Raw genomic sequence first — 15,316 nt, forward strand, 5'->3', positions numbered from 1 at the left:
AACTTAATTAAATAAATTAAATAAGGGGGAGGTAAAGTGAGGAAAAATTTCCCTCTTCATGATGCACAATACGCCATGAAGAGGGAGGGTCTACGTACTAATAATTAATCACATTGGACTTTGATTGCTAAACCACCGCGAGAGGTTTCACGGTACTTCGCATTCATATCTTTACCGGTTTCGTACATAGTTTCGATGACTTTATCCAGTGAAACGCGAGGTTCGCTGGTTCGGCGTAAAGCCATTCGTGCTGCGTTAACAGCTTTAACAGAAGCGATGGCATTACGTTCGATACAAGGTACTTGAACTTGTCCTGCAACAGGATCACAGGTTAAACCTAAATTATGTTCCATACCAATTTCGGCAGCAATACACACTTGCTCTGGGCTTGCGCCAAATAATTCGGCGAGACCAGCTGCTGCCATAGAACACGCCACACCAACTTCACCTTGGCAACCGACTTCAGCGCCGGAGATAGAAGCATTCATTTTGTAGAGAATACCAATTGCACCGGAGGCTAAGAAATAACGCAAATACAGTTCAGGGGTGACAGGTTCAATACTGTGGTTATAGTAAGCCAGCACTGCTGGAACAATACCGCAAGCACCATTAGTTGGTGCAGTCACGACGCGCCCACCCGCTGCGTTTTCTTCGTTAACGGCTAATGCATACATGTTGATCAAATCAACGATGTTCATGGGGTCGTTCGACAGTTTGTTAGCAGAGGTAACTAAACGGTTAAGTGCTGGCGCACGGCGTGGTACACGCAGTGGACCCGGTAGAATGCCTTCGGTGTTAAGACCGCGTTCAATACACGCTTGCATGGTTTTCCATACATCAGCAAAGTAAGCATCAATTTCTTCACGTGGATGTAAATCCAACTCGTTTTTCATCATCAAGCTGGAAATGGACAAACCTGATTCTTTACATTTTAGCAGTAACTCAGCAGCCGAGTTGAATGGATAAGAAACGGGTTTGCTGTCTAATGCCGTTTGACCAAAATGCTCTTCATCAACAATGAAACCACCACCGATGGAATAGTAGGTTTTGGTATAAATTTCTTTATCGCCAGCGAAGGCGTGGATAGTCATTCCGTTTTCATGTAACGGTAAGTTATCTTGACGGAAATTCATGCCACCTTCACGTGGAAATTCAACAGTATGGGTACCATTTGCTAATGGTAACTTTTCTGTTTCTTCCACATTTTTGATAAAGGATGGGATTGATTCGATGTCAACGGTAGCAGGAAGGTTACCTGCTAAACCCATAATAATGGCGATATCGGTATGGTGACCTTTACCTGTTAAGGATAAAGAGCCATAAACGTCTACTGCGACACGGGTGACGGATGGTAATAATTGCTTATTGACCAAATCATCGACAAATTCTTTCCCAGCTTTCATCGGACCAACTGTATGAGAGCTTGAAGGGCCAATGCCCACTTTAAACATGTCGAAAACGCTTATCACGCAGGACTCCTTAAACAAAAGATGAAGATATAGTGATTTATTTTAAAGGGCGCTACTTTACTGTTATTTCGTAGTGTTAACCAGTAAGTTTAAAGTATTTTTTGAAATAAGGTAGTTACATAAGGTGGATTGGTTATAAATAGCACTAATTGTATTTTAGGCAATGGAAAAATAATTGAATAAAAGGATTATTCGCTGTAAAAATTAATCCAGCTGTAAGGCAAGTTGGTGCAGGATGGATGCTGTTAAACCCCAAACTAAATGGTTGTTATACCAGTAAAAAAAGATACGTTTCTCACGACCAGAGCGATTGATATCCACATATTTATGTTTCTGTAGAGATAGCGCATCAAACAGCGGGATCTCAAAGATAGACGAAACCTCGCTTGGATTCGCTTGATAGCGAATATTATCGGGCACGAGTCCAACAATCGGGGTTACTTGATAACCGCCAATGCTGGTAATCGGAGCGAGCTGCCCTAAAACTTGTACTTTTTCAGGCGGCATGGCGACCTCTTCGTAGGCTTCTCGTAGCGCCGTGGCAATTAAATTTGAATCTTCAGGATCACGTGAACCACCGGGGAAGGCGACTTGCCCTGCATGAGAACGCAAGAGAGGCGAGCGCTGAGTTAGTAACAATGTTGGATTGGATTTGTTGATAATCGGCAAGAGCACAGCAGCCGCTTTACCCGCCGATGTGGCGGGTTGGCGTGAGAAGGGAAGTGTCAATTGAAAACGGTTAATAAAGCTATTCAGCTCAGTCATCGTTATCCAGTTTTCCTAGTATTGGCAAAATTAAACGTAATTTGTCAAAAGTCTCTTGATACTCTTTATCAGCTTGACTGTCAGCAACAATACCACCGCCTGCCCAGCAATAAATCTGTTTTTTATCAGTAAGTAGGGTACGGATTGTAATATTCGTATCCATATTGCCACAGAAACTAATATAGCCTATTGCACCACAATATCCATGTCGACGATTCGGTTCAAGCTCTTCAATAATCTGCATAGCACGAATTTTGGGTGCTCCCGTAATTGAACCGCCAGGGAAACATGCGCGAAGTAAATCGGTAGCTTGGTATTGAGTCTCTAATGTCGCCGTAATCGTGCTGACAAGATGATGAACGGCAGGGAATGGCTCTACTTTAAAGAGTTCAGGCACGCGCACAGTACCGGGTTTTGCGACGCGTCCAATGTCATTACGTAGTAAGTCTACAATCATCAAGTTTTCAGCACGATCTTTCGATGAGTTTGCTAACTTTTCAGCTTGCAGCTGATCTTCTTCTGGAGAATCAAGTCGAGGTAATGTTCCTTTAATGGGGCGTGTTTGAATCTCACCTTTTTCTAATAGAATAAAGCGTTCAGGTGAAATGCTGATAATAGCATTATCAGGCAAGCGAATGAACGAGGAGAATGGCGCGCGGTTATGTTGATTCAGCGTTAGAAAAGCATCCCATTCATTACCTTTATATTTAGCTTTAAAGCGCTGTGCAAGGTTGATTTGGTAGCAATCACCTTCGCGTAAGTATTGGTGAATTCGGGCAATATTTTCATGGTATTGCTCTTCAGTCATGTTGGCATGCCACGGCGATGTTAGTGCAAAGGGCGCTTTACGTGTCGTTTTCTGCGCCTGCAACCAGGCTAACCGCTGCTCGACATCTTGATGACTAAACAACGTCACACATTGTTCATGATGGTCGACAATTAAACCCCATAAATAAATACCGACTGCCATATCAGGAAACTTCAGTTCAGTTGTGGCGAGTTCAGGCAATTTTTCGATGCGGCGACCGAGATCATAACTCCAAATACCCATAGCGCCACCTTGGAATGGCAAGTGCTCATCCATGCATTTTGCTTCGGGGTATTGATCAATTTGCTGTTGTAAAAGGGCGAAAGGGTCCTGTTCCGAATATTGTATGGGTTGGTTTTGTATTTGAATTTCGGTTTGAGGACCACGGGTTAGTAGGGTTGCGACCGGATCGGCGACAATCATATCATAGCGATTGTGTGAGTGTTCAGCCTGACCTGAGTGGAGTAGCATTGCCCACGGTTGGTGTGATAACGGTGCAAAATAATCTAATGCCGCATTTGGGCTGTAAGGAAGTTGTATTTTATTAATAGCCATATCAATCAATTAATATCGGGTTCTACAGTGAATGATGCCAGATTACCATATAATCTTACCTTATTAAGGTAAGAGCTGTTAAAATTTGCTGAAAATCCTAATGTATAAAATAAGTCCACAATTTAAAGAGGTTGATGATGTTTTCAGGTATGCCAGCACTTTCCCATGAAGAGCAACAAGAAGCCGTTGAGCGTATTCACCAATTGATGGCAGATGGCATGAGTAGTGGAGAGGCGATTGCGCTGGTAGCGCACGAAATCAGAGAAAAATACCAAGATAAAGAGCAAATTGTTGCTCGATTCGATGATGAAAATTAATAATCGGTAAACATACTATTAACATTTAAAAATATTTCTGATAAATTCATATCGGTTAAGTCATTTTGCTCATAGGTTTTATTTTAGCAACTACACTGTATGGATAACGTCAGCATATATGCGTGGCGTTGTTAACCTTGATGCAGTTTTGGTGAGTAAAATGGATCTCAATTTCACCTACATCTCGTGGGTGCCGGAGGATGGTATGAATATTAATAAAAAAATGGCAGTTGTTTTAGGCGGTTGTGCGCTTGTATTAAGTTCGTTTGCGTTCAGTGCTAACAAGGAAGAAGGCAAAGCTGCGGCATTTGTGAGTTGTGGTAATCTCACTGAACCACAAATTGCAGCTCAAGTTAAAAATGACTTTATGAACAACAGATTACCACGTTGGACAGATGAAAAAGCGGCGGTAGGTAAAAAAGCAGTTGCTTGGATTAATGACAATGAAGTGACTAAAACTGAAGAGGGTTACATACTTCCTTTAGTGGTCAGAGGCTCAAAATCTGATTTGCACTACCGTGTTACAGTCAATTGCAAAAACGACACGATTACGTATAACACCAGCAATTAATTTGCAGGTTTAGCGAACGAAAAAGGAGAATTGAATTCTCCTTTTTTTGTTTTAGCGATTTCTTGGCTCATATGGCATACGAGCAAAATTCATCGATAACTGGCGATAATAAACCAGTCTTTCCCGAAAGTAATCCCGCAGATGTTCTGGCTGTTCACGTTCGACGGCTTCAGGAATAATAGGAATATTATAGCGCTCCTTGAAGGCAACACCGGAAGCAAGAAGGTCAACGTTGATTTTATCCATCTCGTCTTTGGGGAGGATGGCAAGATTGTGGCTCATTTTAAATCCTAACAGTTAACAACATCAGCCGTAATTGTAGCAATTGAAGTACAGAAAATCTTGATAAAATAAAGATATCACCAATGAATAATATCAAATTCAAACTCGATAATAGTCGCCAATTAGGATTATGACGGTAATGAAAAGCTAATGCGATTGATTCGTGTTATTTTTACTAAAAATCATTGTTAATCAATAAATTAAATTTTATGGAAAGAATGTTTTATGTATTCATTTATTATGTTACTGTGCAGTATAACTTCTTAAAATCATCATCATTAAGGTAGAACTATGTTAAAAGCTGACATGATTGAAGCGCTAAATAAACAACTGAATCTTGAATTCTTCTCTGCCAACCTGTACTTACAGATGAGTGCTTGGTGTAGCGATAAAGGTTTTGAAGGCGCAGCTGCATTCTTAAAAGCACACTCGCAAGAAGAGATGGAACATATGCAGCGTTTATTTAATTACCTTAGCGATACAGGTGCATTACCTCGCTTAGGTGCGATTGCTGCGCCACCAGAAAATTTTGACTCTATCGCTGATGTATTCAACAAAACCTATGAGCATGAGCAGTTGATTACTTCAGAAATCAATAAGTTAGCGCATTTGGCGATGACGACCCAAGATTATTCAACATTTAACTTCCTGCAATGGTATGTGGCAGAGCAGCATGAAGAAGAGAAACTGTTCAAATCTGTGCTTGATAAACTGGGCATGGTGGGTGAATCAGGTAAATCTCTATTCTTACTGGATAAAGATCTGAAAGGTTTAGCGGCAGCAGCGCACGTTTAATCTATTTCCTTATTTTATGTTTCAAGCGCCATCTCAGTAATGAATGGCGCTTGTTTTATTTTTGCGAGTGAGTTTTATTCTCGTTTTGTGTCAAAGTTCACAAGCTGGCTGAGAAAATCTGCTTTTATCGCTGCGCATCGTATTATTTTCCGTATAATGATTGGCAATATATCTAAATTCACCTGCAAATTAAGAGGTTACTATGCCAATCAACCAGATAAAATCATCTTGGCGTAAATTAAGCGCGGTCGCTGTACTGTTCTTAGGAATGTCATTTCAACAAGCCTTCGCGCATGCCCATCTGAAAGATCAATTACCCGCTGAGGGCGCCGCTCTAGAACAAGCCCCTGAAGCAATCACGCTGAATTTTTCTGAAGGCATTGAAGTTAACTTTACTAAAGTTAATGTGACCGATGAAAATAAACAGACTATCAAAACAGGTAAAGCTGCTTTAGATCCTAGCAACAATACCAAAGTCATTATTCCTGTCGAAAGTAAGCTAGCTGCGGGTAAATATGATGTTCAATGGAGCGTGGTCTCTGTTGATGGACATAAAACAAAAGGGAACTATAGCTTCACTGTGAAATAATATGTCACTAGAAGCATTTTATACCTTAACGCGATTTGCTCACTTTATCGCCGCAATGTTGATGTGTGGAATGTCAATGTTTGCGGTGATAGTTTGTCGTGGGCAATTTCGCGAATTGTTACAAACTGCACTGAAGAAAAGTATTATCTTTAGCGCAGTTATCACGATTATTACCACATTTTGCTGGATGATTGCTCAATCAGGTTTGATGGGCGATGGCTGGGAAGATGCGCTGGATATGACTATTTGGCAAGGTGTACTCGGCACAACGTTTGGACAAATCTGGCGTTGGGAAATCCTCTGTGCGGTTGGCTTATTGGCGGTGCTATTTATACGCCCGATTACGCTAAAGCTTTATCTTATCCTTATTTTTTCCATTATTATCCTTGGTTTGCATGCATTAATTGGACATGCTGCAATGCATGATGGGGGATTAGGTGTGTTTCACCAGATCAACCAATTTATTCATCTGATTAGTTGTGCATATTGGTTTGGCGGGTTGTGGCCATTTCTGATTTGTATTCAATTCTTGCGCAGTAAAGATAAACTTAAAACGGGATTAGACCAGCAAATTGTGATTTCAATGAAGCGTTACTCACAATTAGGGCATCTTGCGGTTATTTGCGTCCTTGTCACAGGAATTATCAATAGTGTGATTTTATTGCCTGATTGGCCATTCTCGTCAGTGTTGTCCGAATATCAATCTTGGCTATGGCTAAAAATTGTATTAGTTGGATTGATGGTATTGTTAGCACTAACCAATCGTTATTGGGTGGTTCCTCGTCTTCAGCAGCAAGGGCGTATCAGCTATTTGATTATGAATAGTTGGGCTGAATTATTGCTAGGAACTATCGCTATTCTTGCTGTGTCTATTTTTGCTACCTACCAACCTGTATAATAGCTTCCTATGTATATAACCCTCGTTTGACAAGGTTACTTTAGATGAAATCCAAATTACTAGTTTGTGCATTATTACTGAGTGGAGCATTCAGTACTGCAGTTGCTGCACCATTGGCGACAGTGAGTAAAAAACAGTTTGGCGATGATTGGCCACTAAAACGTGAAGAAGTGATGTTAGAGTGCCGAGCTAATGGAGCCTTGGTTGTGATTAATCCCGCTACATTAATGCAGCATCCGCTAAATGATATTGCGACTGCACAAATGGAGAAAAAACAGATTCAAGCACAGCCGATCGATGTACTACTCACACCGATTGAAACCTCGAAATCTGTTGAAGAGAGAGTATTACCGCTAAAACAAGCAGCAGAAAAGTTGTGTGAAAATAAATAAGATGTTGAGACTTTTTAGCTGAAAGATCAAGGGAATGGCGATTGAAAGGTTTTACTGATTGCTCTGATAGATTTAACTTATCATGCAAATAGTTCAATCTTGGAAAATTAAGCAATAAATTGTGTTAAAAATATGTGAAATAATTGCTAATTTAAGTGGTAAGAACGTAAGCTGAACGCTAGTATTAGGGAGTACTTTGTTACGTCTCAATGGCAATTTTAGCGCACGGCTCTGCCAGAGCCATTTCCCAAGGCCCGGTAATCGGAATCTACCAGGCCTCTTTTTTTTGTGTTATTTCCCATCTGATATTTCGACTTAGCCCCTTCGCACTCATTAAGCAATTCTCATCAGCCAGTGATGATTTTCTTTATCGTAACGTTGGCGATAGAGCAAAACAGGCTTTTCATTCAGTGTCGCAGGGATACTTGTATGTTCGTCCCAGCCATCTAATTGCATGCAGAATTCAGAATCAGAATCACAAGGAATACTCACGGTATCGCTACGCTTGTCCGCCATTACTGCATCATTGATTTCATAGGAAGAGATTTTCAATTTAACTATGCTCATAACATTTCCTCTTTACTCTTTATTTTAACAATAAAAAATCAGCCCAACGAAATTAAGCATAGTATAAATGGAATTCATTTCCAAAATATTTTCTTATGAATGGAAGATAAAAAAGGCGTCCTGCTGAAAAATAGGACGCCTTGTTAGGGATTATTTTTTGGGGATAGGGGTTCCCCAGTCTAACCAGTCCGCTGGTGGCTCTAATTTCAGAATGAAATGCTGATCAGGTTTAGCTTTAGGTGCGAGTGGCACTGTTGGCGGGGTTGCCAGCGAGATTCCACCACGAACAAACTGTTTGAATGTGCCGCTTTTCACCACGCCGCCCGTTAAGCCAAAGGCGAGGTTGTAACCTGAAGATAACCAGAACTGGGTATTATCACGGATCAGATATTGGTATTCTTTACCTATACGCGTTGCAACATAAACGCGATCGGAAAGCTCTCCCAAATAAAGCCCGGTGACGGTTCCGATCTCTAATCCTCTAAACAGAATTGGCGTTCCTACCTGAATAGAACCCGCTTCACTGGCATCAAGGATAATGGTGAGACCATCGAGATAACGGGAATCTGTAATGTTGGCAGTTTGCAATTCAAATTGGAAACGGCTCTTATTACTGCGCCCTGGCTCTGCACTAATATAAGGTTGGATCAGTGTATCAAGATTATTGACCCCAGAAGGTGAAAGCTCGGGGGTAACAATGGCAAAACGGCTGCCAATTTTGGTGAAGTTTTCCACATATTCTGGGTATAAAATAGCTTTTGCTTTCACTTCGCGGTTATCAGCTGAGAGCTGCAATGATTCGATTTGACCAATGTTAATCCCCAAATAACGGATAGGCATTCCTTCTGATAATTTAGAGGCATCAAAGGTGGTTAGCGTCACAGCACTACCAATGGCTTTCGCGGCAGTTTCTGATGGATAGAGAGTGTGTTGGCGTGAAGTATCCAAAGAGCCAGATTGGATATTGTCAAAGCTAATAGCACCACTAAATGCACGGCTGAGCGGGGAGGCTTGAACGGTTAAACCACCTGCATTTAACTGAACTTTGGCGCCACCTTCTGCCCAAAATACACTTTGTGGTGTGAGTAAGTTGCGATATTGTGCGGAGATATAGACATTCACCGCAAAACCATCATTATTTGGCTTAATCGAGACGATTTTACCCACTTCAAATTGTCGATATAACACGACGGAACCTTGTTGGATATCAGGTAGCGTATTGGTGTTCAACGTAATCGTCGTTGGTAGGGTTGAGCCTAAAACACCTGCTTTGGCATTCTCATCCGTACGGTATAAAGGAAATGATTCGGGTAAGGTATCTTTGCCTTTCCCTGGAATAATATGTAAGCCACCATCTAACCATTCTTGTGGCGTAGCGCCTTGGAATTGCACGCCATTCATACCCAGTTGTACATCGACACGGCTATTGGCAACAAACTTACTGTCTTGTTTAACCAAATGTTTAAATTCATTGAAAATGGAAATTTGGAACTGAACATTATCGTCAGTTAAGTGACGTTGTAACACTTCACCAATTTTGATCCCGCGGTATACAACGGGTTGACCTACGTTAACCCCAAATGTATCCAAGGCGGTTAGGGTGAGTTGTAAATCTAGGTTACCTTGCTGATCTAGCGGTTTGACATCGTCTTTACTGGCTTGTAATACGTACTGTTGTCCCGTTTGTGCCGGCAGACTGTTTTCAGGTGAATCAAATGCTACAGCACCATTGATGACCGCCGAAAGGCTTTCCATTTTGATGCTGGCACCTGAATTGAGATCAAATCCGCCTTCAATACCGGAAATATTCCAAAATTGGCTATCTGAGCGTACAAGGTTAACGTAGCGTTTTTTAATAATAACGGCGATTGAGACGCCTTTATTTTCAGGTAATAAGGAGTAATCGGAAATATAACCGACAGGCACTTTACGATAATAAACCGGAGAGTTTTCGTTCAACGCCCCTAAATCTTTTGCGGTGAGATAAATCAGTAATTCACCTTCATTTAAGTTGCGCAGAGGCGGCGTATCAAGTGCGATAAACTGAGATTTAGGTGAGCCTGTACCGGGTTGCATACCAATGTAGTTCCCGCCAACTAGCGCATCTAACCCCGATACACCAGCTAAAGAAGCTTTGGGTGTGACCAGCCAAAAGTGCGTTCCACTGGTGAGCGCGGAACGCATATCTTTATTGACATTCGCGGTGACAAGGACACTTTTCATGTCACCACTGATGGACACTGTTTGTACCATTCCGACATCGACACCTTGGTAGCGGATTGGTGTTCGCCCAGCAACAACCCCAGAAGCGGAAGAAAATTGAATGGTAATTTGTGTTCCGCGTTCGACCCATTGTTGGAACAGTAGCCAGCCTGCGATCATAATCGCGATGATGGGAAGCAGCCAAAAGGGTGAAATGGTTGTCCTTTTACGACGGACAGCCTCCGAAACTTCATCAGAAGTTTCATTTTGATGGTTTTGATTTTCCATAAGAATCCCAAATTAATCGACTGTCTAACCACTCAACAGCAAGGATAGTTAAAATAACCGCAGTACCAAAATATAAAGCCGCTGGTCCCATGGTGAACGACATCAGCATATCTCGGTTAACCAATGTCATCATTAAGGCGATGACGAATAAATCTAACATCGACCAGCGCCCGATCCATGAAACGAATTTGAGTAACTTCATACGTAGAATAGGGTCGGTGTGGCTTTTAAACTGAATTGAAAATAACAGTAATATCATGATGATTATTTTTACAAAGGGCACCAAAATACTGGCAATAAAGACGATAATGGCAATCGGCCAGTTTCCAGAATCAATTAAGGAAACCACACCTGAGTAAATTGTGTCTTCTAACCGCCGCCCATTTAAATAAAAGATTGAAATAGGCAGTAGGTTAGCAGGGATCAGCAACACCATGGCAGCAATCAGTGCTGCCCATGTTTTTTGTAGGCTGAGAGGTTCACGATGATGAAGTGGGCGATGACAGCGCTGACATTTCCCTTTTTTATTCGGTTCTCCAGTAAAATGGCAAGCTAGACATGTTTTGGCGCGGGGAGAATCCGCTTGTTCCTCCAAAGGATACAGCCGCCGCCACAACTCATCGAGATTGATGTGGATTAAAATAAGGATACTAATCACGGACATGATGCTGAATGCAATCAGTCCATGTCCCATATAGACCGTCGCGTAATCCTTCATTTTAATTGCTGCAATACCGAGCCCAACTAAATAGACATCCAGCATGACCCATTCTTTGAGGTGTTTCATCATCAATAAAATAGGGCGCATGTTCATCGCTAAATAACGGGCTAAGACGAGAGATAAAATCGAAATAGGTAGTAGCAATGGGGCCGCTATCGCACAAAAAGCGACAATACTGGCAGTAAACGGATCACCTTGTTCACTCATTAGGCGAACACCATCAAGTACATTGGCATTAATTTGTATCCCAAATAGATGAATAGAAATTAGAGGTTGCCAAAAAGCGATGGGAGCAAGGAGCAATAAAGTAATAGATAATAGCGCGAGACGACGGAGCGACCATGAGCGACCATCATTAAGTTGACTAGAACATCTTGGGCAAACAATGACCTGCTGAGGTTGAAAAGGCGGAGTCACTATTTTTTGGTTGCAATGGCAGCAACGTTGCAAATTCATGGCAGTATGATTAATGTGGGTCATATATATTCATTGTATGAATTAATTTGCTTGTAATCTAGTGTAAAAAAATTTACGTAAAAGTGACAACTTGCTAACCTACGGTCTACGCTTACTAAGATTTTTTACTTGTTTAGGTATAACTGAAAATAAATATGGATAAAAAGAAGTATTATCACGAACTTTCAGATAGTTTATCTGCACTTCTCGCTGGAGAGTATGATTTAATTGCGAGTTTGGCAAATAGTAGTGCGTTATTATTTGAACGTTTATCAGGTATCAATTGGGTCGGTTTTTACTTGAGTGATGGAAATGAACTGATTCTTGGTCCATTCCAAGGTAAAGTTGCTTGCGTTCGAATCGCATTCGATAAAGGCGTTTGTGGTACTGCATTTTCACAAGAGCGAGTTCAGCGTGTCGAAGATGTGCATGCTTTCCCTGGTCATATCGCTTGTGATGCCGCAAGTAACTCAGAAATCGTCTTTCCATTGAACGTAAATGGCAAGGTAATTGGGGTTTTAGACATAGATAGCCCAAATATCGGCCAATTCGATCAAGAGGATGAAAAAGGGCTTCAATACCTTACAGACCAGTTATGCCAACACTTGGCTATGTGTTCTATACCAAAATATTATTAAATATTGGTATGTAAAATTAATAGGAACGTGGCAATTGTCAGCAACACGATTATAATGTCCGCTTGTTCATGCCCGTGAGGTTGGCAAAATCGTTGTTATCAGGAAATTTCATGGAAAATCAACCTAAGTTGAATAGTAGTAAAGAAGTTATCGCATTTTTAGCAGAGCGTTTTCCACGCTGTTTTATCGCTGAAGGCGAAGCACGTCCGCTGAAAGTCGGAATTTTTCAAGATATCGTAGGGAACTTAACCGAAGAAGACGGTATTAGTAAAACGCAATTACGTTCTGCGTTACGCATGTATACCTCTAGCTGGCGTTATCTTTACGGTGTTAAAGAAGGCGCAAAACGTGTTGACTTAAATGGAGATGACTGCGGTGAGTTAGATGCAGAGCACATTGCCCATGCGCGTCAACAATTAGCTGAAGCGAAAGCGAGAGTTCAAGCACAACGCGCAGAGCAACAAAAAACGCAAAAGCGTCCTGCTGCGAAAAAGCCTAGTGACAAAGCGCCTCGTCAAAATGATGCGAATAATAAAGAAAACGCATCTCGTCGCCGTCCATCAGACAAAAAAGAGCGTCCACAAACTGCCGCTCCGAAAAAACCTCGTAGCAATCCTGTCGAAGAGAACTTGAAATCAGTTACTGATATCAACACACTGAAAGTCGGTCAGACTCTGAAAGTGAAAGTGGGTAGCAGTATGATGGATGCCTCTGTGCTAGAAATTGCCAAAGATGGTGTTAGGGTTCAATTGCCATCTGGTTTGGCAATGATTGTGCGCGCGGAACATTTAAAGTTCTGATACGGAGGTCACTCAGGTCATGAACAAATTACTTCAAGTTGCATTTGTCGTTAGTCTCGCGACTTTTGGCACTGCAATTGCTAATACTCAGGCAGTGACTCCGGTCACTGCTGCTCAGTTACCTCTTTTAAAGCAGAATACTCAGCACGGTACAGTGAGTGAAAGGGTAACATCGCGTTTTACTCGTTCTCACTATCGTCAATTCGATTTAGACAAAGAGTTTTCTGGGAAAATATTTGACCGTTATCTCAATATGATTGATTACGGTCACAATGTTTTACTTCAATCCGACGTCGAACAGTATGCAAAAGATAAAGCAAAAACTGGCGAATGGCTTGAAGATGGCAAGCTAGATAAGTTCTATGACCTGTATAACCTTTCTCAGCAACGTCGCTTTGAACGTTTCAAATATGCACTCGCGCGTTTAGATCAGCCTATTGATTTAAACGCGACGGATTCTATTGAAGTTGATCGTACTAAAGCACCTTGGCCGAAAGACAAAGAAGAACTCGACCGTTTATGGGATCAAAAAGTCCGTTATGACTGGTTGAGTTTGAAATTGACAGGCAAAGATGACAAAGAGATCAAAGAAAAACTGACTAAGCGTTACAATTTTGCATTGAAACGCTTAGCTCAGGCGCAAAGTGAAGACGTATTCCAACTGATTATGAATGCGTTTGCACGTGAAATTGATCCTCATACCAGTTATTTATCACCACGTAGTACTGAACAATTTAACTCAGAAATGAGTTTATCTCTTGAAGGGATTGGTGCAGTGCTGCAACAAGATGATGAAAATACAACGATCAATTCTTTAGTAGCAGGTGGTCCTGCTGCGAAGAGCAAAGAACTGAAAGTTGGTGATAAGATTATTGGCGTTGGACAAGTTGGTAAACCTATCGTTGATGTCGTTGGCTGGCGTTTAGATGATGTAGTTGCATTGATAAAAGGTCCGAAAGGCAGCCAAGTTCGTTTAGAGGTCGTTTCGGATACGAAAGGGGCTAAACCACGTATCGTGACGATTGTTCGCGAGCAAATTCGATTAGAAGATAGAGCGGTTAAATTAACAATCAAACAGCAAGGCAAAGAGAAAGTTGGGGTATTGGATATCCCTGGTTTCTATGTTGGTTTGACCAATGATGTTAAAACTGAACTGCAAAAAATGGCGAAAGAGAATGTTTCAGCTCTGGTGATTGATCTGCGCGGTAACGGCGGTGGAGCACTCACTGAGGCGGTATCGTTATCTGGTCTGTTTATTAATAAAGGACCTGTGGTTCAGGTTCGTGATAATAATGGTCAAGTTCGTCAAGATGCAGATGATGATGATGTTATCTATTATAAAGGTCCATTAGTGGTTTTGGTTGACCGCTTTAGTGCCTCTGCCTCTGAAATTTTCGCAGCAGCAATGCAGGATTATGGTCGCGCTTTAATCGTAGGTGAACCGACCTTTGGTAAAGGTACAGTGCAACAGCATAGAAGCTTAAGTCGTGTTTATGACCAAATGCTTAAACCTGAATGGCCATCATTAGGTTCAGTGCAATATACTATCCAAAAATTCTATCGTGTGAATGGTGGAAGTACTCAGCGTGAAGGGGTAACTCCAGATGTGGTCATGCCAACAGGGCAAGATCCAGCAGAAACAGGTGAAAGCTTTGAAGATAACGCGTTGCCTTGGGATAGCATTCCAGCCGCAAATTATACGCAATCTGGGGATATCAAAGCTGATTTATCACCAATTAAAACTAAACACTTAGCACGTATTAGCGTCGATCCAGAGTTTAAATATATCGATGAAGATATTGCACGTTATAAATCATTAAAAGCAACTAAAAATCTGATTTCATTGAATTATGCTCAGCGTCAGAAAGAGGATGATGAAATTGAAGCGACGAAACTAAAACGCATTAATGAGCGTAATGCGAAGCTTGGTAAGCCGCTATTGAAATCAATTGATGATTTACCGAAAGATTATGAAGCGCCAGATCCGTATTTAGATGAAACGGTGAAGATGGCAATAGATCTTTCGAATCAAAACACTAAGATGCTTTCTAGTGCTAAACAGTAAATAAAAATTGCCTACTATAGAGCCAGCGTAAGCTGGCTTTTTTATTTCAAAAAATAAGATTAATAGATTGATTTAATTTACTTTTTATATAAAACAAATTTCCTCTTACTTTTTTAAATGAACTAAACCTAAATTTTT

General features: G+C 41.3%; 16 protein-coding genes. 9 read left to right on the plus strand and 7 right to left on the minus strand.

Annotated features, from left to right (window positions below; all coding sequences use genetic code 11):
* Positions 1-104: 104 nt before the first annotated feature.
* From PR795_RS12570 to pabB, 3 genes are all read right to left on the minus strand, one after another.
* Positions 105-1,469, minus strand: a complete 1,365-nt coding sequence (locus PR795_RS12570) for an L-serine ammonia-lyase (protein WP_006661632.1) — start codon at positions 1,467-1,469, stop codon at positions 105-107.
* 204 nt (positions 1,470-1,673) lie between these two features.
* The gene (locus PR795_RS12575; protein ID WP_036965823.1) at positions 1,674-2,234 is read right to left on the minus strand and encodes a CoA pyrophosphatase; all 561 of its coding nucleotides are present in this window, start codon (positions 2,232-2,234) and stop codon (positions 1,674-1,676) included.
* A complete protein-coding gene (gene pabB, locus PR795_RS12580; RefSeq protein ID WP_272516859.1) occupies positions 2,227-3,597 on the minus strand; it encodes an aminodeoxychorismate synthase component 1 in 1,371 nt (456 codons plus the stop codon). Before pabB ends, PR795_RS12575 begins: the two co-directional genes overlap by 8 nt.
* Before the next feature lie 137 nt (positions 3,598-3,734).
* On the opposite strand from pabB, the gene PR795_RS12585 reads away from it, so the two are divergent.
* Positions 3,735-3,914: a YoaH family protein gene (locus PR795_RS12585; protein WP_006661634.1), complete on the plus strand. Its 180-nt coding sequence runs from the start codon at positions 3,735-3,737 to the stop codon at positions 3,912-3,914.
* Positions 3,915-4,074: 160 nt separating this feature from the next.
* Positions 4,075-4,485: a protein YebF gene (gene yebF / locus PR795_RS12590; protein WP_235048187.1), complete on the plus strand. Its 411-nt coding sequence runs from the start codon at positions 4,075-4,077 to the stop codon at positions 4,483-4,485.
* A gap of 51 nt (positions 4,486-4,536) precedes the next feature.
* Here the strand turns inward: yebF and PR795_RS12595 are convergent, their stop codons facing one another.
* Positions 4,537-4,767, minus strand: coding sequence for a DNA polymerase III subunit theta (locus PR795_RS12595; RefSeq protein ID WP_006658793.1), 231 nt, complete (start codon positions 4,765-4,767; stop codon positions 4,537-4,539).
* Between the two features lie 291 nt (positions 4,768-5,058).
* Between PR795_RS12595 and ftnA the strand changes: the two genes are divergently transcribed.
* The 4 genes from ftnA to PR795_RS12615 all read left to right on the plus strand — a co-directional run bounded on the left by ftnA (position 5,059) and on the right by PR795_RS12615 (position 7,441).
* Complete coding sequence (gene ftnA, locus PR795_RS12600) at positions 5,059-5,562, plus strand: non-heme ferritin (protein ID WP_006658792.1); 504 nt, start codon at positions 5,059-5,061, stop codon at positions 5,560-5,562.
* A gap of 202 nt (positions 5,563-5,764) precedes the next feature.
* Complete coding sequence (copC, locus tag PR795_RS12605) at positions 5,765-6,151, plus strand: copper homeostasis periplasmic binding protein CopC (protein WP_006658791.1); 387 nt, start codon at positions 5,765-5,767, stop codon at positions 6,149-6,151.
* 1 nt (position 6,152) lies between these two features.
* Positions 6,153-7,049, plus strand: coding sequence for a copper homeostasis membrane protein CopD (gene copD / locus PR795_RS12610; RefSeq protein WP_006658790.1), 897 nt, complete (start codon positions 6,153-6,155; stop codon positions 7,047-7,049).
* A gap of 44 nt (positions 7,050-7,093) precedes the next feature.
* A complete protein-coding gene (locus PR795_RS12615; protein WP_006658789.1) occupies positions 7,094-7,441 on the plus strand; it encodes a DUF2511 domain-containing protein in 348 nt (115 codons plus the stop codon).
* Positions 7,442-7,774: 333 nt separating this feature from the next.
* Here the strand turns inward: PR795_RS12615 and PR795_RS12620 are convergent, their stop codons facing one another.
* From PR795_RS12620 to yebS, 3 genes are all read right to left on the minus strand, one after another.
* Positions 7,775-8,008 carry a DUF1480 family protein gene (locus PR795_RS12620; RefSeq protein ID WP_006658787.1) on the minus strand — a complete coding sequence of 78 codons (234 nt, stop codon included), beginning with the start codon at positions 8,006-8,008 and terminating at the stop codon, positions 7,775-7,777.
* Positions 8,009-8,158: 150 nt separating this feature from the next.
* Positions 8,159-10,498 (minus strand): PqiB family protein, encoded by a 2,340-nt coding sequence (locus PR795_RS12625; RefSeq protein WP_181479964.1) that lies wholly within the window; start codon positions 10,496-10,498, stop codon positions 8,159-8,161.
* Positions 10,473-11,699, minus strand: a complete 1,227-nt coding sequence (gene yebS, locus PR795_RS12630; protein WP_039861798.1) for a membrane integrity lipid transport subunit YebS — start codon at positions 11,697-11,699, stop codon at positions 10,473-10,475. Before yebS ends, PR795_RS12625 begins: the two co-directional genes overlap by 26 nt.
* 131 nt (positions 11,700-11,830) lie before the next feature.
* Between yebS and PR795_RS12635 the strand changes: the two genes are divergently transcribed.
* From PR795_RS12635 to prc, 3 genes are all read left to right on the plus strand, one after another.
* Positions 11,831-12,313 carry a GAF domain-containing protein gene (locus PR795_RS12635; protein WP_006658784.1) on the plus strand — a complete coding sequence of 161 codons (483 nt, stop codon included), beginning with the start codon at positions 11,831-11,833 and terminating at the stop codon, positions 12,311-12,313.
* A gap of 110 nt (positions 12,314-12,423) precedes the next feature.
* Positions 12,424-13,113, plus strand: coding sequence for an RNA chaperone ProQ (gene proQ, locus PR795_RS12640; protein ID WP_006661641.1), 690 nt, complete (start codon positions 12,424-12,426; stop codon positions 13,111-13,113).
* A 19-nt stretch (positions 13,114-13,132) separates the two neighbouring features.
* Positions 13,133-15,178 carry a carboxy terminal-processing peptidase gene (gene prc, locus PR795_RS12645; RefSeq protein ID WP_006658782.1) on the plus strand — a complete coding sequence of 682 codons (2,046 nt, stop codon included), beginning with the start codon at positions 13,133-13,135 and terminating at the stop codon, positions 15,176-15,178.
* Positions 15,179-15,316 lie beyond the last annotated feature (138 nt).

The sequence above is a fragment of the Providencia sp. PROV209 genome (genome assembly GCF_028479485.1).
GTDB lineage: Bacteria > Pseudomonadota > Gammaproteobacteria > Enterobacterales > Enterobacteriaceae > Providencia > Providencia alcalifaciens.